This is a genomic window from Kineococcus arenarius subsp. arenarius, from assembly GCF_050871845.1.
In the GTDB taxonomy this organism is placed as follows: Bacteria; Actinomycetota; Actinomycetes; order Actinomycetales; family Kineococcaceae; genus Kineococcus.
On sequence record NZ_JBJLSE010000055.1, the window covers coordinates 1 to 24,813 of the forward strand.

The window sequence follows — 24,813 nt, forward strand, 5'->3', positions numbered from 1 at the left end:
CCCTCGGCGCGGTAGCGGGCCACCCAGCGGTGGGCGCACTGGCGCGAGACGCCCAGCTCGCGGGCCACGTGCGCCACGGCCCGCCCGTCGTGGACGACGCGCCGCACCAGCAGGGCACGGCCGTGGGTGGTTAGGCGGGCATTAGCGTGGGACATGAAGGCCTCTTGGTCGTTGGGCGGATGGCGTCAGACACCTCCACCCAGCACCAAGGGGCCTTCTTCGATCAAGCACCCACCCGGCGTGTCACCAACCTCATGGCCGAGTACAGCTAGCGCAGTTTGGTCACCGCTTTGGCAGCGGTCGGCTGTCGGACACCGGGACGGCCACCGCGCAGCGTCACCAGCCTTGGGGATCTTCCGCTCATCCCGCTGTCGTGGACGTCGACGACCTCGCGGTCCTGTCGATCTCAGGGCGTTGCCGCCGCCAGTGGAGGCAACGGAGACTGAGGGAGTGGCACGTCGACCCGTCCCCCTCGTGGTGGTGAGCATCAGCGCACTGCTCACGTTCACCGCTGGCTGCAGCGACGACGCGACGGTGAGCGCGGCCAGTGACGGTGCCCTCATCGTCTCGCACGGCCGAGAGAACGGCGGCAACCAGGCGAGCATCGGCGGCCCGCTGACCTGGGTCGGCTCCTGCCTGGGAGTGGGTGGCACCGCAACCGTCTGGCCCGAAGGCACCGAGTGGGACCCCGCCACGTCCACGCTGACGCTGAGCGGAGGAGCCACCCTGACCCTGGGCGAGCAGGTACACGGCGTGGGGAGCTCCACGAGCCTGGACGCCATCGCATCCTCCTTCGGGCAGCAGGCAGCCGACGACCTGGCCGAGTGCGGTGTCGGTGAGCAGGACGAGGTGGCTCTCTTCAACGTCGGCAGCACCGTCAGGGCCGGCTCTCAGCCCGGCTGAACACCCGGCTTCGAGCCGGCGGCACATGCGCGGTCATCCCGCTGTCGTGGAAGTTCGCACCGCGCGACCGACTACAGGAGCCGGACGTCGTAGTCGCCGAACCGTCGGTCGACGGTGAGCAGCTGCAGCCCTCGCCGAGCCGCCTGTGCGATGAGCATCCGGTCGAAGGGGTCGTCGTGGTGGCGCGGCAGGGCGCCGGCGGCCAGACCGTCTTCCACGGTGACCGGCAGTTCGGTGAACCCCTGCTGCTGCAACTCCGCGCGCAGGCCCTCGGGAACGGTCAGCTTGCCCAACGCCGCCTTGATCGACACCTCCCACGCCGAGGCCGCCGAGACGAGCACCTCGTTCTGCCCGTCCGCCACCGCGACGCGCATGCGCTCCGGCAGGCGTTCGTCGTCGGTCAGCCACCACAGCAGCACGTGGGTGTCGAGCAGGAGGCTCACCGGACGTGGGGCTCGACGTCGTCGTGGAAGGCGGCCACCAGGTCGTCCGGGGTGTCGTCGAAGTCGGAGGCGATGACCACCTGCCCCTTCCAGGACCCGGGACGGCGCGCTCCGCGTGAGCGGGCCGGCACCAGCCGGGCCACGGGCTTGCCCGAGCGGGCGATCACCACGTCCTCGCCCCGCTCGACCGCTTCGAGCAGGCGCGACAGGTGCGTCTTCGCCTCGTGCACGTTCACCGTCTGCGTCACCGCTCCACGGTATGAGCTAAGTCGGACTAAGTCCACAACGCGACCAGTCCATCGGCAACCGCCGCGACGTCACGGACGTGGCGCGACGTGGGGTTCGGCCTCCACCAGTGGTCGTGACCACCGGGCGACGGCCTCGAGGCCGGTCGCCGCGCGACCGAGGTCGCCTCTCCCGACGGGGGCGCGCGCAAGGGGCGGGTCGAGCGCGCCCCTGCGCGTCAGCGGAAGACGACCGTGCGGTGCCCGTCCAGCAGCACCCGGTGCTCGGCGTGCCAGCGCACCGCGCGCGCCAGCGTGCGGGCCTCCACGTCCTGACCCAGGCGCACCAGCTCGCCCGGGGTGTGCCGGTGGTCGACGCGCTCGATCTCCTGCTCGATGATCGGGCCCTCGTCGAGGTCGGCCGTCACGTAGTGGGCCGTAGCACCGATGATCTTCACGCCGCGCGCGTGGGCCTGGTGGTAGGGGCGGGCGCCCTTGAAGCTCGGCAGGAACGAGTGGTGGATGTTGATGGCCCGCCCGGACAGCTCCCGGCACAGGCCGTCGGACAGGATCTGCATGTAGCGCGCCAGCACCACCAGCTCCACGTCCAGCTCGGCGACCAGCTCCAGCAGCCGCGCCTCGCCGGCCTCCTTGGAGGCGGCGTCACCCGTCACCACCGGCACGTGGTGGAAGGGCACGCCGTAGAACTCCGCCAGCGGGGCCAGGTCGGTGTGGTTGGACACCACGGCGGCCACGTCCACGGGCAGGTCGCCGGAGCGGTGCCGGAAGAGCAGGTCGTTGAGGCAGTGCCCCTGCTTGGAGCACAGCACGAGGGTCCGCACGCGCGCGGCGGCGTCGCGCAGCTCCCACGTCAGCTCAAAGCGGGTGGCGACGACGCCGACGGTCTCGCGCAGCGCCTCGTCGCTGGCGGCGGCGTCGAAGGCCACCCGCATGAAGAACAGCCCGGTGTCCGGGTCCCCGTACTGCTGGCTCTCGGTGATGTTGGCGTCCAGCGCCACGAGGGCCCCCGTGACGGCGTGGACGATGCCGGGGCGGTCGGGGCAGGACAGGGTCAGGACCCTCGGGCGTGCGCTCACGGGGGTGAAGCCTATGGTGAGCGGGTGCCAGAACCCGCCGCGGCGACCCTCGCGGTGCGCGCCGGCGCCACCGTCTTCTCCGACGCCAAGAGCACCCTGGTGCAGACGGGCCCGCGCCCGCTCGTGCCGGGTGGTTCGGGCGCCGAGCAGCTGCGCCGCACCGCCCGCACCCTGGACGAGGAGCCCGAGGGGGTGGTCGTCGCCGGGGCGGTGCCCTTCGACCTGTCCGCCCCCGGGGCGCTGCGCGTGGGCCCCGCGGTGCGCAGCCGGGGCCCGCTGACGCCGGACGCCGCCCGCGTCGTGCGCCCGGCGACCGTGGCCCGCAGCCGTCCGCACCCCTCGCCGGCGCGGTACGCGGCGGCGGTGCGCGAGGCGCTGGCGCGCATCGCGGCCGGTGACGTGCAGAAGGTGGTGCTGGCCCGCTCCCTGGAGCTGACCGCCCTGGTGGACTGGTCGGTGCCCGACCTGGTGGCCGAGCTGGCCGCGCGCAACCCCGCGGCCACGACGCTGGCGGTGCCGGTGGACGACCCGGCGCAGGCCGGGGGCCGCTGGCTGGTCGGGGCCAGCCCCGAGCTGCTGCTGCGCCGGCGCGGGCCGAGCGTGCTGCTGCGCCCGCTGGCGGGGTCGGTGCCGCGCTCGCCGGAGCCGGAGGAGGACCTGCGCCGCGCGGACGCGCTGATGGCCTCCGACAAGGACCGCCGCGAGCACGCGTACGTGGTGGAGGCGGTGGTGGAGACGCTGCGGCCGCTGTGCCGCACGGTCAGCGCACCGGAGCCGGAGCTGCTGGCGACCCCGACGGTGTGGCACCTGGCCACGCGGGTGACGGCCCTGCTGAACGACACGACCACCACGTCGGTGGACCTCGTCGCGGCGCTGCACCCCACGCCGGCGGTGGGCGGGTCCCCGCGCCGGGCGGCGGCGCAGGTGATCCGCGAGGTCGAGGAGGTCGACCGCGGCTGCTACGCCGGTGCGGTCGGTTGGCAGGACGGCGACGGCGACGGCGAGTGGGTCGTGGGGGTGCGCTGCGCGGAGGTCGCCGGGCGGCTGATGCGCATCCTGGGCGGTGCGGGGATCGTGGCCGGTTCCGACCCGGACGCGGAGGTGCGCGAGACGGCGGCGAAGATGCGCACGGTGCTCGAGGCGGCCGTGCGCCGCTGATCGGTGCACCACTGATCGGTGCGCCGCCGACCCGTGCGCCGCTGGGCTAGGCTTGCCGCGCCGCGACTGGCGAAGGTGGTCACCACCGGGGAGCGGCAACGGACGGCCCGCCGAGCGGTCCCGTCCGCCGTTCACGGGGTCGTCCGCCTGGGCCTCGCGTCGCCACCGCCGCCCGAGCCAGAGGAGCGAAACGTGACCGACGTCCTGCCCACCCCCACCGCGCCCGCCGGGGTCACCGACCGGCCGCTGTCCGAGGTCGACCCGGAGATCGCCGCGGTCCTCGACGCCGAGCTGGGCCGCCAGCGCGACACGCTGGAGATGATCGCCAGCGAGAACTTCGCGCCGCGCGCCGTCCTGCAGGCCCAGGGCTCGGTGCTGACCAACAAGTACGCCGAGGGCTACCCCGGCAAGCGCTACTACGGCGGCTGCGAGCACGTCGACGTGGCCGAGGAGCTGGCGCGCACCCGCGCGAAGGAGCTGTTCGGCGCCGAGCACGCCAACGTGCAGCCGCACTCCGGCGCCAGCGCGAACGCGGCGGCCATGCACGCCTTCATCCGCGGCGGCGACGGCATCCTGGGCCTGGAGCTGGCCCACGGCGGCCACCTCACCCACGGCATGAAGATCAACTTCTCGGGCCGCATGTACGACGTCTCCGCCTACGGGGTGGACCCGCAGACGTTCCGCGTGGACATGGACGTCGTGCGCGCCACCGCGCTGGCCGCCCGGCCCAAGCTGATCATCGCCGGCTGGTCGGCGTACCCGCGCCAGCTGGACTTCGCCGCGTTCCGCGAGATCGCCGACGAGGTCGGCGCGCACCTCATGGTGGACATGGCGCACTTCGCCGGCCTCGTCGCCGCCGGGCTGCACCCCTCGCCGGTCCCGCACGCGCACGTGGTGACCTCCACCGTGCACAAGACCCTCGCCGGGCCCCGCTCGGGCCTGATCCTCACCACCGGCGAGTTCGCGAAGAAGGTCGACTCGGCGGTGTTCCCCGGCCAGCAGGGCGGCCCGCTCATGCACGTCGTGGCCGCCAAGGCCGTGGCGTTCAAGGTGGCCGGCTCGGCGGAGTTCCGCGAGCGCCAGGAGCGCACCCTGGAGGGCGCGAAGATCATCGCCGAGCGCCTCACCGCGGCCGACGCGAAGGAGGCCGGCGTGTCCGTCCTGACCGGCGGCACCGACGTGCACCTGGTGCTGGTGGACCTGCGCGAGTCGCAGCTGGACGGGCAACAGGCCGAGGACCGCCTGCACGAGGTCGGCATCACCGTGAACCGCAACGCGGTGCCGTTCGACCCGCGCCCGCCGATGGTGACCTCCGGCCTGCGCATCGGCACCCCGGCGCTGGCCACGCGCGGCTTCGGCGCGGCGGAGTTCACCGAGGTCGCCGACGTCATCGCGCAGGCGCTGAAGCCGTCCTTAGACGCCGAGGCGCTGCGTGCGCGCGTGGCGAAGCTCACCGAGCGCTTCCCGCTGTACCCGGCCGCGGAGACGTTCGCGTGAGCGCGGTCGTCCTCGACGGCAGGGCGGCCGCGGCCGCGGTCAAGGCGGACCTGACCGAGCGCGTGGCGGTGCTGCGCGAGCGCGGCGTCGTGCCGGGCCTGGGCACCGTCCTGGTCGGCGACGACCCCGGCTCGGCGTCGTACGTGCGCGGCAAGCACCGCGACTGCGCCGAGGTGGGCATCGCCTCGATCCAGGTGGAGCTGCCCGCCACCGCCACCCAGGGCGAGATCGAGTCGGAGATCGCGCAGCTGAACGCGAACCCGGACTGCACCGGGTTCATCGTGCAGCTGCCGCTGCCGGGGGGCGTCGACGCCAACCGGGTGCTGGAGATGGTGGACCCGGACAAGGACGCCGACGGCCTGCACCCGACGAACCTGGGCCGGCTGGTGCTGCGGGTGCGCGAGGAGATCACCTCGCCGCTGCCGTGCACCCCGCGCGGGGTCATCGACCTGCTGCTGCGCCACGACGTCCCGCTGGACGGCGCGGAGGTCGTCGTGGTGGGCCGCGGCGTCACGGTCGGGCGCCCCATCGGGCTGCTGCTGACGCGCCGGCACCCCAACGCCACGGTGACGCTGTGCCACACCGGCACGAAGGACCTCGCGTCCCACCTGCGCCGCGCCGACGTGGTCGTCGCCGCGGCGGGTGTGCCGGGCCTGGTGACGAAGGACGTCGTGAAGCCGGGTGCGGCGGTGCTCGACGTGGGCGTCTCGCGCGTCCCGGACCCGGTCACGGGCAAGCCGAAGCTCACCGGTGACGTCGCCCTCGACGTCACCGAGGTCGCCGGGTTCGTCGCCCCCAACCCCGGCGGGGTGGGGCCGATGACGCGCGCGCTGCTGCTGACGAACGTGGTGGAGAGCGCGGAGCGGGCCGCCGGGCTGCGCTGAGCCCTCCCACGAGCGTGCGCCGCCGTCCCGGGTGTCCCCGGGGCGGCGGCGCTCTGCGTCCCCCCGGGCGCCGGGTCTCACGCCTCCTCGAGGGAGTGCCAGTTCTCCCGCACGGCGCGGGCGGCGGCCTCGACGTCCCCGGCGGCGCACGCCTCGACCACGCGCTCGTGCTGCTCGACGGAGGCGTGCCCGGCGCGGGAGCCGAAGCGGCGCAGCTCCACGCGCCGCAGCAGGGGGGAGACCTGCTCGAAGTGGGCGCGGACCAGCGGGTTGCCGGCGGCGCGCAGGGCGACGGCGTGGAAGTCGTCGTCCGCGGCGAGGGCGGCCGCGGTGTCCTGCGCGGCGAGGGCGGCGGCGAAGCGGGCGTTGGCCTCGCGCATGGCCGTCACGTCCTCGCCGGTGAGGTGCGGCACGGCCAGGCGCACGGCGAGCTCCTGCAGGCCGGCGGCGAGCTGCCGGGCGTGGCGGGTGGCCCCCGAGTCGATGGGGGTCACGGTCGTCGAGCGGCCGGGGCGGGTGGTGACCAGCCCCGCCTGCTCCAGGCGCTGCAGCGCCTCGCGGATGGGGGTGCGGCTGACGCCCAGCCACGCCTCGAGGTCCGCGTCGCGCAGCTGCTCACCGGGGGCCAGGGTCCCGTCGACGATGGCGTCGCGCAGGGAGGCGTGGACGCGGTCGCGCAGCAGGTCGCGGCGGTGGACGCCCTGGGCGGCGGGGACGGGCACGCGCCGATGCTACGACGGGCGCCTTGACCCCGATCACCGGTGTGCAACATATTGCACCTCACGCTCCTCGCTCCTCTGGAAGGACCCCCTGTGGCCCTGGCCGACTTCCCCCGCCACCCCCTGACCTTCGGGCCGAGCCCCGTGCACCCGCTGGACCGGCTCACCGCCCACCTGGGCGGGGCGCGCGTCTGGGCCAAGCGCGAGGACGTGAACTCGGGCCTGGCCTACGGCGGCAACAAGACCCGCAAGCTGGAGTACCTCGTCCCCGACGCCCTGGCGAAGGGGGCCGACACCCTCGTCTCCATCGGCGGCTACCAGTCCAACCACACCCGCCAGGTCGCCGCCGTCGCCGCGCACCTGGGGCTGAAGGCCGTGCTGGTGCAGGAGAACTGGGTGGACTGGCCCGACCCCCTCAACGACCGGGTCGGCAACATCATGCTCTCGCGCATCACGGGCGCCGAGGTGCGCCTGGACCCGGCCGGTTTCGGGGTGGGGTTCAAGCCGAGCTGGGAGCGGGCCGTGGAGGACGTGCGCGCCGCCGGCGGCACGCCCTACGCCATCCCCGCCGGCGCCTCCGACCACCCCCTCGGCGGGCTGGGGTTCGCCCGCTGGGCCGAGGAGGTCCGGCAGCAGGAGGAGGAGCTGGGCGTCTTCTTCGACACCGTCGTGGTGTGCTCGGTCACCGGCTCCACGCACGCCGGGATGATCGCCGGTTTCGCCGCCCAGGACCGCCCGCGCCGCGTCATCGGCATCGACGCCTCCGCGAAGCTCGCCGAGACGCGCGACCAGGTCGAGCGCATCGCCCGCCGCACCGCCGAGCTCATCGACCTCGGCCGCGACCTGCGCGACGACGAGATCGAGGTCCTGCCCGGGTGGGCGGGGGAGCTCTACGGCGTGCCCGTGCAGTCCACCCTGGACGCGATCCGCCTCGTCGGGCGCCTGGAGGGCGTCGTCCTCGACACCGTCTACGAGGGCAAGTCCATGGCCGGGCTCATCGACCTGGTGCGCGACCGCACGATCCCGGCGGGCTCGAACGTGCTGTTCGCCCACCTCGGCGGCCAGCCCGCGCTGAACGCCTACTCCGCGCTGTTCCGCGACTGACGACCCGGGGGTGCCGGGCGGCCACGGCCCGGCGGTAGCGTGCCGCCCCGTGCCCGCAGCGAAGACCCCGCAGGAGCAGTTCACCGTCGCCACCGTCAACGTCAACGGCATCCGCGCCGCCGTGCGCCGCGGCATGGCCTCCTGGCTCGCCGAGCGCGACCCGGACGTGCTGTGCCTGCAGGAGGTCCGCGCCCCCGACGAGGTCCTGGGGGCGTTGCTCGACGAGGCCCTCGGCGACGGCTGGCACATCGCGCACTGCGAGCCCACCGACGCGGGCACCAAGGGCCGTGCGGGCGTCGCGGTCGCCACCCGGTTGCCGGTGGGGGAACAGCGCGCCACCCTGCACCCGCGCTTCGACGGCGCCGGCCGCTGGGTGGAGCTGGACGTCGAGACCCCGGCGGGCACGGTGACCGTGGTGTCGGTGTACGTGCACACCGGAGAGGTGGGCACCGAGAAGCAGGACGACAAGATGGCGTTCCTCGACGCGGTGACGGCGCGGATGGAGCAGTTGGCGGCCGGAGGCGCTGCACTGGTCTGCGGCGACCTGAACATCGCTCACCACGAGGCCGACATCAAGAACTGGAAGGGCAACCTCAAGAAGGCCGGCTTTCTGCCCGAGGAACGTGCCTACCTCGACCGCTGGTTCGGTGAACTGGGGTGGTGCGACGTCGTGCGATCTCTCCACCCCGGAGTCGAGGGACCGTACTCCTGGTGGAGCTGGCGAGGGTCCGCATTCGATCGAGGAGTCGGCTGGAGGATCGACTACCAGCTCGCCACGTCGCAGTTGGCGTCGGCGGCCATCGCTGCCGGGGTGGACCGTGCTGAAGACTACGCGCAACGGTGGAGCGACCATGCCCCCGTGGTGGTGAAGTACGGGTGGTGACGGCAGCCGGCCGAAGGTTTCGACCTGCAGGAATCGAGAGCCGCTGAAGAGCCTGGCGGCGAAGTTCCTCGGGGTGGCCGGTGCTGTGGTCCACCACTCCGCCCGCGTGGCCAGCACCTCAGGCTTCTGCGGCGATCCGTTCCTTCCGCTCGCGCGCCATATCGGCTCGACAGGGGATGCACTGGGCCAGGAGTGTTCGGCCGCGTCGGCGGCGGTAGAACTGCTCCGCCGGCTTCCACGTTCTGCAACGTAGACACGTTCGTCCCTCGCTGAAGTCAGTGTCCGGCTTGCGTGCACGAGGGATGCGTTCGTCGCTCTCCCAGCTCTCCTGCACGATCACCCGTGGATCGTCGCGGAAGGGGTAGGCCCAGACCGCTGAGATCAGAGGCTGCAGATCGCTGTTCACCGTCGAATCGCCGCGCTCGAGATTCTCGCGGAGCATGCGGAAGCGTTCGTTGTCTTGGATTCCGGACTCCTGCACTCGTTGTTGCGCCTGCGACAGTGCCGTACGCGTGCGCTTCACTCGAGTCAGGACCTCCTGAACCTCGGGGGCGAGTGCGCCCGAGGGGATCTGCCCTCCTGCGGCGAGGGAGTGGAGGTCCGCCACCCGCCGCTCGTGTCGTTCCAGGGAGTGGGTGATCGCTTCAATCGAAGCAGCAGCCGATGCCCTCTCGAGTTTCCGGCGCATCAGCGCCTCCAGAGCGGATGTCGTCGCCAGTCGTGAATCCAGCCAGTTCCTCATGAGGTCCAGAGCTTCGTCGCCGTCGAGGGTGACGCGTACTGGACAGGGGGCGCCGGCTTTGGTCGTCGAGTTCGTGCACACCCAGCGGTTGCGGTCCGGGCGGAATCCCATGACCCGGCGGCAGCCCGCGCAGCGCACCAGGCCCGTCAGTGCCTGGCGTGAGTTGGGTGCGCTGGGGCGGGTCGCGCTGCGCCTCGATCGTGCATCGCGGTAGGAGTGGAAGAGCTGGACGTCGATGAGCGGTTCCCAGCTGCGGGTGAGGACTCCGTCGTGCCGGTGCACGCCAGGGAGGAAGAGCGCTTCGCCGGGGACAGCGCCGTGGGCGGTGAGTTCATCCTCGTTCAGGAGCTTCTCCGGTTCGTTCAGCCGGATCAGTCCAGCAGCGAAGCCGGAATCCATGGAAGCCTTGAGCGAGCCCTCGCTCATCGGGTTACCTCGAGTCGTCACGACGCCCAAAGTGCGCATCCACAAGGTCAGGGCGTGCATCGACGAGCCCGCCACGTAGCGTTCGTACGCGGAGCGCAGCGCCGGTCCCGCGACAGGGTCGATGCAGTAGGTCCGGCGTCCAGCTTCGTAGGTGTAACCGAGGCGTGCTCCCCCCACGGGCGGAAGACCTCGCCTGAGGACCATGTGCCTCTTGGCGTCCTTCCACGAATCGCCGATGCGCTCGGACTCGTGCTGGGCGAGCGCGAGCATGTCGTTCCTCGAGAAACCGCCTGTGGTCGGCGCAGCACCCCCCGGTTCGGTCGCGCTCTCCAGCCTGCCACCCGTTCGTTCCAGTTCTGCGAGGTGCAGGAGGCTCTCGACGAGGTCCCGGCCCCAGCGCGACCACTTCCAGACCACGATCACCGATGCTGTGCCCGCTGCCACCTCTTCGATGATCCGTCCGATGCTGCGGCCCGTGAAGGAACGACCCGAGGTGGCGGTGTCGATCACCACGTCGACTACCTCGTACACCTCGGTGGTGTGCGTGTGCGGCGGCGTGCTCCAGCTGCGTCACCGTGGAGATGGAGTCCTCGTGGCCCGCGCTCTGCCTGAGGCAGAGGATTGCCCGTACGGGCCCTGACTCCTGCATCACCACAGCGCGACCTCCACCTCGACCACTTGCTGGCGCATCGTCTTTATCTTAGCTGTTTCGGTTGGGAGACAACAGGTTCGACTGCGTGACTGATCGATTGCGTACGGGGTTCGGCGGTGGTCGACCGCGCCCCTCCTGTGCGGGGCGGCTCAGCGACCGCGCGCCCGTCGTCACCCGCGACGCCTGACGCGCTCGCGCCGGGATCACCACGCGCCGGTTCCCCGCAGCACCCTCGCCAGGAGCGCCCGCTGGAACAGCGACCGCATGGCGCGCGGTGTCGGACTCCAGGCCGAACGCGTCGGTGCGGGTCAACAGTCGTGAGACGTCGCCGGGAAGACCGCGACGAAGAACGCCGCGGTCGTGGCGCCGGTGCCGGCGTGTGCGGGCTGGCGCCAGGTGAGCAGCATCCCGCCGAGGGCGAGTTCCACGATGCCGGAGGCGAGGACGACGAGGTCCGGGTCGAGGGGGACCCGCGGCGGCACCTGCGCCTGGAACTCCTGCCGCAGCGTCGTCAGGTTCCCGGTGCCCATCAGGGCGGGGGTGAGCGCAGCCTGTGCGGCGGCGCGGGAGCGTGGCGCCGGGTGCGTGTCGTCGGCCACGGTCACGCCGTGACGGTCTCGAGGGTGACCTCGACGTTGCCGCGGGTGGCGTTGAAGTGCGGGCCTACCTCGAGGTGGTCGACGCGGTCGTCCGCGACAGCACCGACCCGGCGCCACCGGGGGAGTGCGCCGCCGACTGGCTGCACCGCTTCACCTCGCGGGTCTCCGAGCAGCTGTGCGGCGACGGTTTCCGCGGCTGCCCCTTCGTCAACGCGGCCGCCGAGCACCTCGACCCGGCCCGTTCCGCTCGGCGCGCGCTGGACGAGGGCGTTGAGGACCCGCCGGCTCCCCGCCGGCCGGCGTCGTCAGCGCGCCAGCACCACCGTGCCCGCGACGACCCCGGCCAGGGCCAGCCCGGCCCCCGCCCGGCTCAGCGCCCGCCAGGGCCGGCCGCTGGTCAGGGCGTCCGCCGCCGCGAAACCCGCCGAGGCGAGCAGCACCCCCACGGTGACGTGCAGCAGGAACGCGGCCGCCACCCCGGCCACCGCCCCGGCGAGCCGGCGCCGCCCCCACAGCGGAGCCGGCAGCAGCGGCACCACCAGCGCCGCCAGCGCACCGGTGCCCAGCTCCACCCACCACGGCCGTGCGCCCATCCACGGCAGCACGTCCACCGCGTCGAACAGGTCCGCCGTCGACAGCGTCCCCAGCACCAGCACCACGGTGGCGGTGACGACCGCTGCCAGCCACGCCCGCCACGTGCGGCGCAGCGGCCCGGCCAGCGCCGTCCACAGCGACACCCCCGCCCACATGACGCCGCGCCGCAGCCGCGTCACCCCCAGGTCGCGCAGGGCGTGCCGGAACAGCAGGTCGGCGCCGACGCGGTCCACCGGTGCCGCGGCCAGGTAGGAGGGCGGGCCGTCCGCACCCGCGGTCAGCCCGTCGTGCACGATCGCGGCGGGCAGGTGCCGGCCCGTGGTGGGCACCAGCCAGCTCAGCGCGCGCGGCACCGAGGTCAGGTCGGTGGAGAAGGCGGCCGGGTCCGCCGGGACGACGACCGGCCCCAGCCGGGCGTCCCAGTACCCGATCGGCCGCAGGACCCGGAAGCGCTCGCGCTCGCCGTCCCCGCCGTCGAGGTGGCGGCGCAGCTCCACCTCGCCGGTCCACGGCACCTCGGGGTGCGCCGGGTCGAAGAACCCGCTGCGGGCCAGGTGGGCGGGGCGGTGGTCGGGCAGGCGGGGCGCGGTCCCGGTCGGCGGCACGCCCGCACGCTGCCACGCCCCGGCGACCGGGGCACGGCCGCCCGTCCGGCCGACCGGCCGGCCCTCGTGCGCGCGATCCCCACCGATCCTCCGGCGGGTCTACGACCGGCGGAGGATCCGCCGGGGCCCGCCGGGTGGTTGTCTGGCCGGGTGACGACCACGGACGCCCCGGCGATCGAGTGCGCCGGGCTGAGCAAGGGCTTCGGCGAGGTGCGCGCGCTGGACGGCCTGACCGTCGCGTTCACCGCTCCCGCCACCGGCCTGCTGGGCGCGAACGGCGCGGGCAAGTCCACGTTCATGCGCGCCGCCCTCGGCCTGGTGCGGCCGGACACCGGGACGCTGCGGGTGCTGGGGATGGACGCGGCCCGCGAGCGCGGCGAGGTGCGCCGGCGGGTGGGGTTCATGCCGGAGCACCCGTGCCTGCCGCTGGACATGTCGGCGCAGGAGGTGTGCGTGCACCTGGCCCGGTTGCGCGGGCTGGGGCGGCGCGACGCGGTGCGCCGCGCCAGCGAGGTGCTGTTCGCGGTCGGGCTGGAGGAGGAGCGCCGCCGCCCGGTGGGCACGTACTCCCTGGGCATGCAGCAGCGCACCAAGCTCGCGCAGGCCCTCGTGCACGGCCCGGAGCTGGTGCTCCTGGACGAGCCGACGTCGGGGCTGGACCCGGCGGGGCGCGAGGAGATGCTGCAGCTGGTGCGGCGGCTCTCGCGCGACCTGGGGGTGCGGGTGGTGACCAGTTCGCACGTGCTGGACGACGTGGAGCGCACCTGCGACGAGGTCGTCGTGCTGCGCGCCGGTGCGCTGGCCGCGCAGCGCCCCGTGGCGGTGGGCCACGACCCCGGCGGCGCGGTGCGGGTGCGCGTCGGCGGGGACGTCGCGGCGTTCGCGGCCGCGCTGGCGCAGCGGCTGGGACCGCTGGGGGTGGACGTCGCGCCCACGCCGGCGGGGGAGGTGGGGCTCAGCGCCGGCACGGACGCGGCGCTGGACGCGGTGCGGGACCTGGCCGCCGAGCAGGGCCGTGCGCTGGTCCGGCTCGTGGGGTCCGGGCGCGGCCTGGAGGACGTGGTGCTGGACGCGATGGAGGGGCGCGGTGAGCGGACCGGTGGCTGAGGTGCCCGACGGGGTGCACGGAGGGGTCCACGACGGGGTCCCGGGCGCGGTGCCCGGCGGGGTGGGGGCGCCCCGGGCGGTGCTGCACGACGTGCGGTACTCCCGGTTCACGGGTGCGCTGCGCCCGCGTCGCAGCGCGGTGGGCGCGCTCGTGGCCTCGGGGGTGCGACGGCCGCTGGGCCTGCGGCGCAGCGCGGGGGCGAAGGTGTGGCCGTTCCTGCTGCTGGCCGTGGCGTACATGCCGGCGCTGGCGGTGGTGGCGGTGCCGCTGCTGGTGCCGCAGGTCGGGGTGCAGCCCACCGAGCTCATCGGCTACCCGCAGCTGCTGGCGACGAACTCGGTGGTGGTGCTGGCGTTCGTCGCCACCGCGGTGCCCGCGGTGCTCACGCGCGACCGGCGCGACCGGGTGCTGTCGCTGTACTTCGCCACGGCGCTCTCGCGCGCGGAGTACGTGCTCGGGATGGCGCTGTCGGCGGTGGCGCTGCTGCTGCTGATCGTGCTGGGGCCGGCGCTGGTGCTGTTCGTCGGCTCGATCGCGACGGCGGACGACCCGGGCCGCTGGATCGCCGACTCCGCCGGGGACCTGCCGCGCATCCTGCTGGCCTCGCTGGTCGTGGTGCTGCCGAACGCGGCGCTGGGGCTGGCGGTGGCGTCGCTGACGTCGCGGCGGGTCGTCGCCGTGGGCGGGTACCTGGCGGTCGTGCTGGTGGGGCCGGTGCTGACGCGCCTGGTGGCGGTGGTCGTGGAGGCGGACTGGCCGCTGGCGTTCGACCCGGCCGGCGGCCCGGTGCTGCTGGCGACGACGGTGGTGGACGGCGCGCCCGCTCCGCAGGGCGCGCTGGCGTGGGCGGTGTGGGCGGCGCTGGTCGTCGCGGGCTCGGCCGTGCTGGTCGGCCGCTACGGCAGGGGGGACGACGCGTGAGCGCGACGGTGGTGGAGGTGGACGGCGTCAGCCGCTGGTTCGGCGACACGGTGGCGCTCTCGGACGTGACGTTCTCCCTGGGGCCGGGGGTCACCGGCCTGCTCGGCCACAACGGCGCGGGCAAGTCGACGGTGCTCTCGCTGCTGGCGGGGGCCGTGCGGCCCAGCCAGGGGCGGGTGCGGGTGCTCGGCGGCGACCCGCACGCCGAGCGGGGCGTGCACCGCGCCCTGGGTGTGGTGCCCGACGGGGAGGGCACCTGGGCGCACGCCACCGCCCACGCCCAGGTGGCGTTCCTGGCCCGCCAGCGCGGTGTGCGGGACGCGGCCGCGGCGGCCACGGCCGTGCTGCGCCGGGTGGGCCTGGGCGAGGCCGCGCACCGCCGGGTGGGCGGTTTCTCCAAGGGGATGCGCCAGCGGGTGCGCCTGGCGCAGGCCCTCGTGCACGACCCGCAGGTGCTGCTGCTGGACGAGCCGTTCAACGGCCTGGACCCCGCGCAGCGCCGCGCCGACGTGGACCTCGTGGCGGCCCTCGGTGCGGAGGGGCGCACGGTGCTGGTGTCCTCGCACGTGCTGGCCGAGGTGGAGCGGATGGCGCAGCGGGTGCTCGTCGTCGTCAACGGCCGCCTGGTCGCCGAGGGGGAACCGGCGGCGATCCGCGACCTGCTGGTGGACCGCCCGCGCAGCGTCCACCTCGACGGCCCGCGCGTGCTGGAGCTGGCCGGGCTGCTGCTGGCGGAGGGCGTGGTGGAGTCCGTGCAGCGCGACGCGAGCGGCCGCGGCGGCGTGCTCGTGCAGGCGCCGCGCGCCACCGCGCTGGCCGAGGCGGTGCCGGCGCTGGCGCGGCGGGTCGGCGCCACCCTGCGGCGGGTGGAGCCGGTGGGTGAGGACCTGGAAAGCACGTTCGCGCACCTGGTGCGCCGGGCGAGGGGAGCGGGCAGGTGAGCGCCACGACGGGCGGGACCACGGGTGGGACCGCGGGCGGCACCGCGCCGGTCCGGGGCGGCTCCGGGGGGTTCTCGACGACCCTGTTCGGCTTCTCGCTGCGGGGCCTGCTGGTGCGCGGGCGCACCGCGGCGCTGGCGCTGCTGCCGCTGGCGGTGGCGGCCGTGGCCGTGGTGGTGCTGGCCGCCACCAGCGTGCCCGCCCGCTACGGGCTGCAGACGACGCTGGCGGGGGACCTGCTGGTGGGGCTCGTGGTGCCGATCGTGGCGCTGGTGCTGGGCACCGGCGCGTTCGGCGACGAGCGCGAGAGCGGCACGCTGCCGCTGCTGCGGAACCTGGTGCGGCCGCGCTGGCACGTCGTGGTGGCGCGCACGGCGGCGGCCTGGGTGTCCACGGTCGTGGTGTGCGTGCCGGCGCTCGCGGCGTGCGCGGTGGTGGGGACCTCGATCAGCCTGCCCGCCGGTGACGTCGTCGCCGGCCTGGTGCTGGCCACGGCGCTGACCTCCGCGGCGTACTGCGCCCTGTTCGTGCTGCTGTCGCTGCTGGCGCGGCGCGGCCTGCTGGCGGGTCTGGCCTACGTGGTGCTGTGGGAGACGTTCCTGGCGGGGCTGGCGCCCGCGCTGCGGGGGCTGTCGATCGGCTCCTACGGCCGTCGCGTCGTCACCCTCGCCACGCCCGGCGACGTGCCGCTGGGCACGGTCGCCGCCTCGGGGGTGACGACGTCCGCGCTGGTGCTCGCCGGGGTGGCCGTCGTGGCGGTCGCGCTCGCGTCGTGGCGGCTGCAGCGCATGGACGTCACCTCCGACGGCGGCTGAGGGCGCTCAGCCGGTCGTCGCCGGGCCCACGAGCTCACCGCGCCGCGAGCGCCGGGCCAGCGCCACGAGCAGCGGGAGCTTGACCCACCCGGACAGCAGGACCGCCGCCGCCACCACCGCCGCGGCGGCGGTGCCGCCCGTCAGGGCCCCCGAGGCCACCAGCCCGAGCAGGACCGCGCCGCTGAGCGTGCAGGTCAGCTCCGCGGACTCGGTCCCGAAGCCCCAGCGGCGCCCCCGGCCCGGTCCGGCGTCCAGGCGGAAGGCGCCGGGCACGCGCGCCGGTTTCGGCGAGGCCGGGTGCTCCGGGTCCACCAGGGAGACCTCCCCGCCGCGGTCGGTCGCCCCCGGCCACGGCACGGACGCCGGTCCCTCGCCGCGGGCGGGCAGCAGGGGGACGCCGAGGGCGTCGGCCAGGTCCTGGTCGTCCCCGTGCCCCGCGCACCAGTCGCGCACCGGCAGGGCGGCGAGGAGCAGCCCGCCGGCCGTCTCCAGCAGGACGTGGTCGCGGCCCCCGCCGGGGCGCACCCGGCGCACGGCGGCGACGGCCTGCGCCCCACCGCCCGGGAGCCAGCGCTGGGCGCCCCGGTGCCGCAGGACCAGGTCCCCGCGGGCGTCGCGGCCGATGCCGGCGCTGCCCGTGCGCGCCGTGCCGGGGTGGCTCACGCGCGCCACCCCGGGGACCCCGCGCGGCGTCCACACGCGCTCGAGCACCCGTCCGGTGCGCAGCTCGCGCAGCAGCACGGGCGGCTGGCGGACGGTCACGGTGGTGGCGGCGGCGAGCGCGGGCAGCAGCCACAGCGCCAGGGCCGCCCGGACGGGCCAGGCGGTGCCGCTGCCCCACCCCGCCACCAGCCCCACGGGGAGCAGGGGGGTGAGGGCGAGGTGCAGCCGGGCGAGCCGCCGCACGACGTGCGCGGTGCGCCGCCAGGGCGCGTCGGGCAGCTCGACGCGCCGCGCGCCGGCCAGGCCGCCCCGCGCGGTGACGTCGGCGTGCGCGGCGCGCGCGCCGGCGTCGGGGGACAGGACGCGGACCGGGACGCCGGCCTCCGCGAGCACGTCGAGCCAGCCCGACGCCTCGGCGGCCTGGCGCACGTCGCGCAGGTCGACGTCGAAGGTGGTGCCCATCGGGTACCCGCCGGGCGGCTGCGGCGGCTCCGGCAGCGCGGTGGCCCAGTACACCGAGCCGCGCGGGGAGGGGCGCTGCGTCGTCTCGCGCAGGCGCCCCCACTCGCCGAGGTCGACGACGTGGCGCACGCGCCCGGTGGTGCGCAGCAGCAGCACGCCCCAGTCGCCGCCGAGGTCGCGGCGCACGTCCTCCCCGGCACCGCGCAGGTCGACGAGGAGGGCGTCGACGACGGGGTCGGCGCCGCCGAGCTCGAAGCGCTGCTCGCGACCGGTGCCGGTGCCGGTGAGGACGATCGCGCCGTCGCGGTGCCGTGCCCGGCACCGGGCGGCCACCCACCGCCAGGGCCGGTGCCGGTCGGTGGGGACGGCCGCTGCGCCGGGTGGCCGCCCGGTGCGGGTGGGGTCCTCGCTGCTGAGCCGGGTCACGGTGCTCCTCGTCGTGCCCGCCCTCCCGGGTCGCCGTGGTGCGCCGGGGCCCCGGGCTCACCCCAGGGTGCCGCCGCGCCCTCCCGGCCCCGGCCGGGACGCCGGTGCAGGAACCCGACCGGAGCACCGCGCTCGCCCGGACGGAGCGCAGGCCGTCGCGCTGCGTCCACGCGCCTTCACGGCTGATCCCGACGCGGAGCCCGGGGCCGGTCCACCGCCCGGCGCCGAGGGGGCGCTGCGCGCACCGCGCCCGGCGTCGCGGCGCCCTGCACGGCCACGTCCAGCAGGAAGGAGCCGTCGGGGCCGAGGTCGGGCGTGAGCACCAGCCGCCAGGCGGCCGGCGTGCGCGGGGCCTCGCCGGCGTCGACCCCGTGGGCGCGCAACCAGCGCCGGTCGGCCTCCACGCGCGAGCGCCAGGCGCGCCGGTTCAGCCACCAGGACGCGGCCAGGACCGCGCCGGACAGCAGCGCGGAGGTCACCACCGCCACGACACCCCACCCCTGCACCCGCCCGATGCTGCCCACCGCCGGCCGCCGGCCGGCCAGCACCGGGCGGACGCGCGGTGAACCGCGGGCGAACGCAGGGTCCCGCCGGTTCCTCAGGCGTCCCGGCCGGCCCCCACCGAGGGCAGCGCGCGCAGGAACTGCGGCGCCCGCAGGCGAGCGGCGGCGAAGGCGTCGGCCACGGCGGCGGCGACCGGGCCGGCCGCGTCCTGCTCCACCAGGGCGACCGCGGACCCGCCGAACCCGCCGCCGGTCATCCGCGCCGCCAGCGCCCCGGCGGCGCGGGCGGTGTCCACCGCGAGGTCGAGCTCCCGGCAGGAGACCTCGTAGTCGTGGCGCAGCGACTCGTGCGAGGCGTCCATCAGCCGGGCGACCTCCCGCACGCGCCCCGCGCGCAGCAGGTCCGCGGTGCGGGCGACCCGCTCGATCTCGGTGACCGCGTGGCGCACCCGCCGCTGCAGCACCGGCCCGCCCGGTTCACCGGCCAGCCGGTCCAGGGCCTCGTCGAGGTCGGCGGGGGCCACTGCGCGCAGGTCCGGCACGCCCAGCACGCGCGCGGCGCGCTCGACGTCGGCGCGGCGCGCGCCGTACTCGCCGCCGGAGTGCGAGTGCGCGGCGCGGGTGTCCACCACCAGCAGCGCCAGCCCCGCACCGGCCAGGTCCAGCGGGACGTGCTCGACGGTGTCGTCGCGGGTGTCCAGCAGGATCGCGCCGCCGGCCCGGCAGCGCAGCGAGGCGGACTGGTCCATGCCGCCCGTGCTGGCGCCGGCCACGACGTTCTCGGCCTGCACGCACGCCCCGGCCAGTTCCGCGCGGCCGGCGTCGTCGGTGGGCAGTTCCGCGAGGTCGGCCAGGGCGATGGCCACCGCGCACTCCAGCGCCGCCGACGACGACAGCCCCGAGCCCAGCGGCACGTGCCCGTCCACGACGGCGTCGAAACCGTGCTCGTGGCCCATGGCCCACGGGACCCCGGCGACGTACGCGGCCCACCCGGCGGGGGAACCGGGGCCGACCTCGGCGAGGGACCCCTCCCAGTCCGCCCCCGACTCCTGCGCCGAGCGGACCCGCACGACGTCGTCGTGGCGGGGGCTGAGCGCCACGAACGTGCGGTGCGGCAGCGCCAGCGGCAGGCACAGCCCACCGGTGTAGTCGACGTGCTCGCCGATGAGGTTCACCCGCCCCGGCGCCGACCACACGCCCTCCGGGCTCTCCCCGTAGGTGTCGCGGTACGCGTCGGCGACGGCCTCGGCGGCCTCGGCGCGCGCCGGGGCCTGGAAGAACGCGGGGGTGCTCACGCGGCCACCTCCCGCAGCCGTGCCGCGACCTTCTCCGGCGTGGTGTCGTTGATCCACGCGGCCATCGCGGACTCCGAGCCGGCCAGGTACTTCACCTTGCCGGGGCCGCGCAGGACGCTGAAGACCTGCAGGTGCAAGCGGAACTCCTCTCGCCCGGTGCGCACCGGGGCCTGGTGCCAGCCGGCGATGTACGGCAGCGGGTGGTCGTCGGGGTAGTAGCGGTCCAGCCGGCCGAGCAGGTCCAGGTAGGCGGTGACCAGGTCGGCGCGCTCGGCGTCGTCCAGGGCCGGCAGGTCCGGCACGTCGCGGTGCGGGGCCAGGTGCACCTCCACGGGCCAGCGGGCCGCCGCGGGCACGTACGCCGTCCAGTGCTCGGTCTGCAGGACGACGCGGGTCCCGGCGCGGCGCTCGGCGTCCAGGACGTCGCGGAACAGGTTCCGGCCGGTGGCCGTGCGGTGCTCGGCCGCCCGCTGGAGCATGGTGCGCGTCCTCGGCGTGACGTAGGGGTAGCCGTAGATCTGCCCGTGCGGGTGGGGCAGTGTGACGCCGATCTCCACGCCGCGGTTCTCGAAGCAGAACACCTGCTCCACGCCCGGTGTGCGGGCCAGCCCCTCGGTGCGGTCCACCCACGCCTCCACGACGGTGCGCGCGCGCCGCGGCGGCAGCGTCGCGAACGAGCCGGCGCTGTCGCTGGTGAAGCAGATGACCTCGGTGCGGCCGATCCCGGGCCGCACCGGCCACAGCTCCTCGCCGTCCACGAGGCCGGGCTCGCCGCCGACCCGGGTGGAGAAGGAGGGGAAGCGGTTCTCGAACACCACGACGTCGTAGGCGTCGTCGGCGATCTCGGTGGGGAAACCCCCCGGCACGGTGGGGGCCAGGGGGTCCTGGTCCGGCGGCGGCATGAGGGTGCGGTCGTTGCGGTGCGAGGCCATGGCGATCCAGTCGCCGGTGAGCGGGTCGTACCGCACCTGCGAACCGCCGCGCACGACCTGGTCGGCCGGCGGCAGCGGGCGGGAGTCCACCGCGTCGCGGGGGCGCTCCCCGGACAGCCACGGGTCGGTGTCGTCGAAGTGGATGAGCTCGCGGCCGTCGGCCATGCGCGTGGAGGTGCGGCGGAACTCGTGGGTGGCGCTGCGGTGCAGGCCGTCCTCGGGGGCGTGCCCCGGGCCGGGGGTGGTGCTCACGCGTTCTCCTCCTGGGGTGCGGTGGTTCCGGCCGGGACCTCGGCCAGCAGCAGGCGGCCGGTGCGCTCGGCGAGCGCGCGGCGGGCGTCGGCGGGCAGGCCGTCGTCGCTGACGAGGACGTCGACCTCCTCCAGCGTCGCGATCGTGGTCAGGCCCACCACGCCCCACTTGGTGGCGTCGGCCACCACGACGACGCGGGAGGCGGCGGCCACGAGGGCGCGGTCGGTGTCGGCCTCGACGAGGTTCGGGGTGGTCAGCCCGGCGCGCTCGTCCAGGCCGTGCACGCCCAGGAAGAGGTGGTCCACGTGCAGGTCCCGCAGGCTGCGCACGGCCACCGGCCCCACGAGCGCGTCGGAGGGGGTGCGGATCCCGCCGGTCAGCACGACGGTGCGGTCGGTGCGCGCGGGGTCGTGCAGGAGCTCGGCGACGGGTGGGGAGTTCGTGACCACGGTCAGGCCGGGCACGTCGCGCAGGTGCCGGGCGACCTCCACGGTGGTCGTGCCGGCGGACAGCGCGACGGAGGCGCCGGGCTCGACCAGGGAGGCGGCCAGCGCGCCGACGGCCCGCTTCTGCGCGGTCCGGATCGTGGACTTGGCGGCGAAGCCGGGCTCGGTGCTGCTGCCGGCGGCGGCGGCGCCGCCGTGCACCCGCTCGACCAGCCCGCGCCGGGCCAGTTCGGCGATGTCGCGGCGCACCGTCATGTCGGAGACGCCGAGCTGCTCGACGAGGTCGGCGACGCGCACGCCGCCGCGGCGGCGCACGGCGTCCAGGATCGCCTCCTGGCGGCTGCGGGCGAGCACGGCGGGGCACTCCTCCTCACGGGCCGGCGACCGGTCGAGGATGCCCGCACCGCTCCGAGGAGTCAACACGGCCGAACACGCACGCACAACGAGAGTGTTCGTTCGTGTGCGTCGCTGTTGACGCGGGGGCCCCGGCGGGCCAGGGTCGGGGGCGTGGCACAGCTTCCGGACGAAGGGGTTCGCACGATGTGGTTCGAGGAGCACGCGCCCTCGCGCGGTGCGCTGCCCGCGCGCGCCTGGACGCGCAGCGACGCGCCGGCGCTGTCGCTGAACGGCCGGTGGCGCTTCCGCGGCGCCGCGCGCGCCGACACCCCCGCCGACCTGGCCGACCCGGCGCTGGACGACGCCGCGTGGGGCTCGGTCACCGTGCCGGGGCACTGGCAGCTGCAGGGCCACGGCGCCCCCGCGTACACCAACGTCGTCTACCCCTTCCCCGTCGACCCGCCGCGCGTGCCCGAGGAGAACCCCACCGGCGACCACCGCCGCGCCTTCACCCTGCCCGCCGGCTTCCTCGACGGCGACGGGACGCGTGCCGTGTTGCGCTTCGACGGGGTGGACTCCGCCTTCACCGCCTGGGTGGACGGCGTGGAGGTCGGCCGCTCCGTCGGCAGCCGCCTGGCCGTGGAGTTCGACGTCACCGGCGCCCTGGCCGCGGGCGGGGGAGCCGGGGGCGAGCACGTCCTGGCCGTGCGCGTGCACCAGTGGTCCTCGGGCAGCTACCTGGAGGACCAGGACATGTGGTGGCTGTCGGGGATCTTCCGCGACGTCACCCTGCTGGCCCGCCCCGCCGGTGCCGCCGAGGACGTGTTCGTGCACGCCGACTTCGACGCCGCCACGGGCCGCGGGCTGCTGCGCGTCGACGCCACCGGTTCGGACGGGGAGCCCGTCGGCGCGCGCGTGCTGGTGCCCGAACTGGGCGTGGACGCCGCCGCCGGCGAGGACGTCGAGCTGGACGCGGTGGAACCGTGGTCGGCGGAGGTGCCGCGCCTGTACGACGCCGAGGTCGTCGCCGCCGGCGAGCGCACCCGCCTGCGCATCGGGTTCCGGCGGGTGGAGATCGCCGACGGGGTGTTCACCGTCAACGGCCGCCCCGTGAAGCTGCGCGGCGTCAACCGGCACGAGTTCTCCCCCGACACCGGGCGCACCCTCAGCGAGGAGGAGGCGCTCGCCGACGTGCTGCTCATGAAGCGGCACAACGTCAACGCCGTCCGCACCAGCCACTACCCGCCGCACCCGCGGTTCCTGGAGCTGTGCGACGAGCACGGCCTGTGGGTCGTGCTGGAGTGCGACCTGGAGACGCACGGGTTCGTGTTCCTGGACTGGCGCGGCAACCCCTCCGACGACCCGGCGTGGGAGCAGGCGTACCTGGACCGGATCCGCCGCACCGTCGAGCGCGACAAGAACCACCCCTCGATCGTGCTGTGGTCGCTGGGCAACGAGTCCGGCACGGGGCGGAACCTGCGCGCGATGTCGGCGTGGCTGAAGGACCGCGACCCGTCGCGCCCGGTGCACTACGAGCACGACTGGGACAGCCCCTACGTCGACGTCTACTCGCGCATGTACGCCACCCACGCCGAGGTCGCCGCGATCGCCGAGCGGGCCGAGGAGGCGCTGGCCGACGCCGACGCCGACACCCGCCGGCGCGCGATGCCGTTCGTGCAGTGCGAGTACGCGCACGCCATGGGCAACGGGCCCGGCGGGCTCGTGGAGTACCAGGACCTGTTCGAGTCCTCCGATCGCTGCATGGGCGGTTTCGTGTGGGAGTGGATCGATCACGGCCTGCGCCAGCGCGACGCGGCGGGGCGCGAGCGGTTCGCCTACGGCGGCGACTTCGGCGAGGAGCTGCACGACGGGAACTTCGTCGCCGACGGCCTGGTGCTGCCCGACCGCACCCCCTCGCCCGGCCTGCTCGACTACGCCGCCGTGGTCTCCCAGGTCCGGTTCACCGTCGAGGAGACCCCCGCCGGGGAGCTGCTGCGGTTGACGAACCGCTACGACGTCGTGGACCTCGGCCACGTCGCCCTGACGTGGACCGTGCAGGACGAGGGGGTGCAGGTCGCCCGGGGTGTGCTGCCCACCCCGGAACTGGCCCCGCGCACCTCGGCGCTGCTGGAGCTGCCCGAGGAGGTCCTGGCCCTGGCGCCGGCCGCGGGGGAGCGGTGGTTCACCGTGACCGCGGCGCTGGCCGCGCCGGCGTCGTGGGCGCCGGCCGGGCACGTGCTGGCCACCGGGCAGGTGCAGCTCACCCCGCCCGCACCGGCCCCGCGTGCTGACGCGGTCGCGCCGGTGCGCCGGGGCGCGGACGTCCTGCTCGGCCCCGCCGTGCTCGACGCCCGCACCGGTGCGCTGCGCTCGCTCGGCGGCCTGGCCGTCGAGGAGGGCCCGGTCCTGGACCTGTTCCGCGCCCCCACCGACAACGACGCCGGCCTGCACGGCGAGGCGCTGGAGAAGACCTGGCGGCGGCTCGGCCTGGACCGGCTGCGCACCCGCACCGCCTCGGCCGCGGTGGAGGGCGAGGAGTTCGTCGTCACCACCCGCACCGCGGCCGCGGGCACCGACACCGGTTTCGTCGCGGTGTTCCGCTGGTCGGCGGACACCACCGGTGCGGTGCGCCTGGCGGTGGAGTTCACCCCCGAACTGCCCACCGGCGACCTCGGTGCCCCGTTGCCGCGCCTGGGGGTCCGGTTGCGCCTGCCGAGAGGGCTGGCGGGGGTGACGTGGTTCGGCCGCGGCCCGGGGGAGGCGTACTCCGACACCGGCGCCGCCACCCGCGTCGGGCTGTTCGACGCCACCGTGGATGAGCTGCAGACGCCGTACGTGCGCCCGCAGGAGAACGGCCGCCGAGCCGACGCGCGGTGGCTGGAGCTGCGCGGCCCCGCCGGGGGCCTGCGCGTGGAGGGCGAGCCGCACGTCGCGTTCGCCGCACGCCGGTGGAGCACCGCCGAGCTGGACGCCGCGACGCACACCCCCGAGCTGGCCGACTCCGGGTCGGTGCACCTGCACCTGGACGTCGCCCAGCACGGCATCGGCACCGGCTCCTGCGGGCCCGGCGCCCTGCCGCAGCACCGCCTCCAGGCGCAGCCACGCACGTTCTCGCTGGTGCTGCGCCCGCTGGGCTGAGCGCCCCGGGAACGGCGACGGCCCCTCCGCCCGCGGGCGGAGGGG

25 protein-coding genes are annotated in these 24,813 nt (G+C 75.5%); 11 read left to right on the plus strand and 14 right to left on the minus strand.

From position 1 onward, the window contains the following. Window positions 1-155: leucine zipper domain-containing protein (locus tag ACRYM0_RS13505; RefSeq protein WP_432505898.1), on the minus strand; the 155-nt coding region annotated here is incomplete at its 3' end. A 295-nt stretch (window positions 156-450) separates the two neighbouring features. Here ACRYM0_RS13505 and ACRYM0_RS13510 point away from each other — a divergent pair. Next, window positions 451-903 (plus strand): hypothetical protein, encoded by a 453-nt coding sequence (locus ACRYM0_RS13510; RefSeq protein WP_432505862.1) that lies wholly within the window; start codon window positions 451-453, stop codon window positions 901-903. 71 nt (window positions 904-974) lie between these two features. Here the strand turns inward: ACRYM0_RS13510 and ACRYM0_RS13515 are convergent, their stop codons facing one another. The 3 genes from ACRYM0_RS13515 to purU form a co-directional block, all read right to left on the minus strand. Further along, window positions 975-1,346, minus strand: a complete 372-nt coding sequence (locus tag ACRYM0_RS13515; RefSeq protein ID WP_432505863.1) for a type II toxin-antitoxin system VapC family toxin — start codon at window positions 1,344-1,346, stop codon at window positions 975-977. Continuing rightward, the gene (locus tag ACRYM0_RS13520; RefSeq protein WP_432505865.1) at window positions 1,343-1,594 is read right to left on the minus strand and encodes a type II toxin-antitoxin system Phd/YefM family antitoxin; all 252 of its coding nucleotides are present in this window, start codon (window positions 1,592-1,594) and stop codon (window positions 1,343-1,345) included. Before ACRYM0_RS13520 ends, ACRYM0_RS13515 begins: the two co-directional genes overlap by 4 nt. Before the next feature lie 215 nt (window positions 1,595-1,809). Continuing rightward, window positions 1,810-2,667 (minus strand): formyltetrahydrofolate deformylase, encoded by an 858-nt coding sequence (purU, locus tag ACRYM0_RS13525; protein ID WP_432505867.1) that lies wholly within the window; start codon window positions 2,665-2,667, stop codon window positions 1,810-1,812. A gap of 24 nt (window positions 2,668-2,691) precedes the next feature. On the opposite strand from purU, the gene ACRYM0_RS13530 reads away from it, so the two are divergent. From ACRYM0_RS13530 to ACRYM0_RS13540, 3 genes are all read left to right on the plus strand, one after another. Beyond that, the gene (locus tag ACRYM0_RS13530; RefSeq protein ID WP_432505868.1) at window positions 2,692-3,825 is read left to right on the plus strand and encodes an isochorismate synthase; all 1,134 of its coding nucleotides are present in this window, start codon (window positions 2,692-2,694) and stop codon (window positions 3,823-3,825) included. Between the two features lie 192 nt (window positions 3,826-4,017). Next, window positions 4,018-5,322 (plus strand): serine hydroxymethyltransferase, encoded by a 1,305-nt coding sequence (gene glyA / locus ACRYM0_RS13535; protein ID WP_432505870.1) that lies wholly within the window; start codon window positions 4,018-4,020, stop codon window positions 5,320-5,322. Continuing rightward, complete coding sequence (locus tag ACRYM0_RS13540) at window positions 5,319-6,206, plus strand: bifunctional methylenetetrahydrofolate dehydrogenase/methenyltetrahydrofolate cyclohydrolase (protein ID WP_432505872.1); 888 nt, start codon at window positions 5,319-5,321, stop codon at window positions 6,204-6,206. Before glyA ends, ACRYM0_RS13540 begins: the two co-directional genes overlap by 4 nt. A 77-nt stretch (window positions 6,207-6,283) precedes the next feature. Here ACRYM0_RS13540 and ACRYM0_RS13545 read toward each other — a convergent pair whose 3' ends face one another. After that, entirely contained in the window at window positions 6,284-6,928 is a 645-nt protein-coding gene (locus ACRYM0_RS13545) for a GntR family transcriptional regulator (RefSeq protein WP_432505874.1), read from the minus strand. Window positions 6,929-7,018: 90 nt separating this feature from the next. Here ACRYM0_RS13545 and ACRYM0_RS13550 point away from each other — a divergent pair, with 90 nt between their 5' ends. Together ACRYM0_RS13550 and ACRYM0_RS13555 are read left to right on the plus strand one after the other, a co-directional pair. Beyond that, on the plus strand, window positions 7,019-8,029 hold the full coding sequence (locus ACRYM0_RS13550) for a 1-aminocyclopropane-1-carboxylate deaminase (RefSeq protein WP_432505875.1): 1,011 nt from the start codon (window positions 7,019-7,021) through the stop codon (window positions 8,027-8,029). Between the two features lie 49 nt (window positions 8,030-8,078). Further along, the gene (locus tag ACRYM0_RS13555) at window positions 8,079-8,912 is read left to right on the plus strand and encodes an exodeoxyribonuclease III (protein WP_432505876.1); all 834 of its coding nucleotides are present in this window, start codon (window positions 8,079-8,081) and stop codon (window positions 8,910-8,912) included. A 118-nt stretch (window positions 8,913-9,030) separates the two neighbouring features. Here the strand turns inward: ACRYM0_RS13555 and ACRYM0_RS13560 are convergent, their stop codons facing one another. The 4 genes from ACRYM0_RS13560 to ACRYM0_RS13575 all read right to left on the minus strand — a co-directional run bounded on the left by ACRYM0_RS13560 (window position 9,031) and on the right by ACRYM0_RS13575 (window position 12,530). Beyond that, entirely contained in the window at window positions 9,031-10,611 is a 1,581-nt protein-coding gene (locus ACRYM0_RS13560) for a recombinase family protein (protein WP_432505878.1), read from the minus strand. 429 nt (window positions 10,612-11,040) lie between these two features. Further along, the gene (locus ACRYM0_RS13565; RefSeq protein WP_432505879.1) at window positions 11,041-11,337 is read right to left on the minus strand and encodes a hypothetical protein; all 297 of its coding nucleotides are present in this window, start codon (window positions 11,335-11,337) and stop codon (window positions 11,041-11,043) included. Next, a complete protein-coding gene (locus ACRYM0_RS13570; RefSeq protein WP_432505881.1) occupies window positions 11,334-11,477 on the minus strand; it encodes a hypothetical protein in 144 nt (47 codons plus the stop codon). The genes ACRYM0_RS13565 and ACRYM0_RS13570 overlap by 4 nt, the downstream gene beginning before the upstream one ends. A 159-nt stretch (window positions 11,478-11,636) precedes the next feature. Beyond that, window positions 11,637-12,530 (minus strand): DUF1353 domain-containing protein, encoded by an 894-nt coding sequence (locus ACRYM0_RS13575; RefSeq protein ID WP_432505883.1) that lies wholly within the window; start codon window positions 12,528-12,530, stop codon window positions 11,637-11,639. Window positions 12,531-12,680: 150 nt separating this feature from the next. On the opposite strand from ACRYM0_RS13575, the gene ACRYM0_RS13580 reads away from it, so the two are divergent. The 4 genes from ACRYM0_RS13580 to ACRYM0_RS13595 are packed head-to-tail and all read left to right on the plus strand — an operon-like array spanning window position 12,681 to window position 16,315. Further along, window positions 12,681-13,637 carry an ABC transporter ATP-binding protein gene (locus ACRYM0_RS13580; RefSeq protein ID WP_432505885.1) on the plus strand — a complete coding sequence of 319 codons (957 nt, stop codon included), beginning with the start codon at window positions 12,681-12,683 and terminating at the stop codon, window positions 13,635-13,637. Then, window positions 13,618-14,559: a hypothetical protein gene (locus ACRYM0_RS13585; protein ID WP_432505886.1), complete on the plus strand. Its 942-nt coding sequence runs from the start codon at window positions 13,618-13,620 to the stop codon at window positions 14,557-14,559. The genes ACRYM0_RS13580 and ACRYM0_RS13585 overlap by 20 nt, the downstream gene beginning before the upstream one ends. Beyond that, window positions 14,556-15,500: an ABC transporter ATP-binding protein gene (locus ACRYM0_RS13590; RefSeq protein ID WP_432505888.1), complete on the plus strand. Its 945-nt coding sequence runs from the start codon at window positions 14,556-14,558 to the stop codon at window positions 15,498-15,500. Before ACRYM0_RS13585 ends, ACRYM0_RS13590 begins: the two co-directional genes overlap by 4 nt. Continuing rightward, on the plus strand, window positions 15,497-16,315 hold the full coding sequence (locus ACRYM0_RS13595; protein WP_432505890.1) for an ABC transporter permease: 819 nt from the start codon (window positions 15,497-15,499) through the stop codon (window positions 16,313-16,315). The genes ACRYM0_RS13590 and ACRYM0_RS13595 overlap by 4 nt, the downstream gene beginning before the upstream one ends. A 6-nt stretch (window positions 16,316-16,321) precedes the next feature. Here the strand turns inward: ACRYM0_RS13595 and ACRYM0_RS13600 are convergent, their stop codons facing one another. The 5 genes from ACRYM0_RS13600 to ACRYM0_RS13620 all read right to left on the minus strand — a co-directional run bounded on the left by ACRYM0_RS13600 (window position 16,322) and on the right by ACRYM0_RS13620 (window position 21,648). After that, window positions 16,322-17,866: a hypothetical protein gene (locus tag ACRYM0_RS13600; RefSeq protein WP_432505892.1), complete on the minus strand. Its 1,545-nt coding sequence runs from the start codon at window positions 17,864-17,866 to the stop codon at window positions 16,322-16,324. A 176-nt stretch (window positions 17,867-18,042) separates the two neighbouring features. Next, window positions 18,043-18,372 (minus strand): hypothetical protein, encoded by a 330-nt coding sequence (locus ACRYM0_RS13605; protein ID WP_432505893.1) that lies wholly within the window; start codon window positions 18,370-18,372, stop codon window positions 18,043-18,045. A 92-nt stretch (window positions 18,373-18,464) separates the two neighbouring features. Continuing rightward, window positions 18,465-19,664 (minus strand): galactokinase, encoded by a 1,200-nt coding sequence (galK, locus tag ACRYM0_RS13610; protein WP_432505895.1) that lies wholly within the window; start codon window positions 19,662-19,664, stop codon window positions 18,465-18,467. Next, on the minus strand, window positions 19,661-20,761 hold the full coding sequence (gene galT, locus ACRYM0_RS13615) for a galactose-1-phosphate uridylyltransferase (RefSeq protein ID WP_432505900.1): 1,101 nt from the start codon (window positions 20,759-20,761) through the stop codon (window positions 19,661-19,663). The genes galK and galT overlap by 4 nt, the downstream gene beginning before the upstream one ends. Window positions 20,762-20,844: 83 nt before the next feature. Then, on the minus strand, window positions 20,845-21,648 hold the full coding sequence (locus tag ACRYM0_RS13620) for a DeoR/GlpR family DNA-binding transcription regulator (RefSeq protein ID WP_432505896.1): 804 nt from the start codon (window positions 21,646-21,648) through the stop codon (window positions 20,845-20,847). 186 nt (window positions 21,649-21,834) lie between these two features. Between ACRYM0_RS13620 and ACRYM0_RS13625 the strand changes: the two genes are divergently transcribed. Then, entirely contained in the window at window positions 21,835-24,768 is a 2,934-nt protein-coding gene (locus tag ACRYM0_RS13625) for a glycoside hydrolase family 2 TIM barrel-domain containing protein (protein ID WP_432505902.1), read from the plus strand. Window positions 24,769-24,813 lie beyond the last annotated feature (45 nt).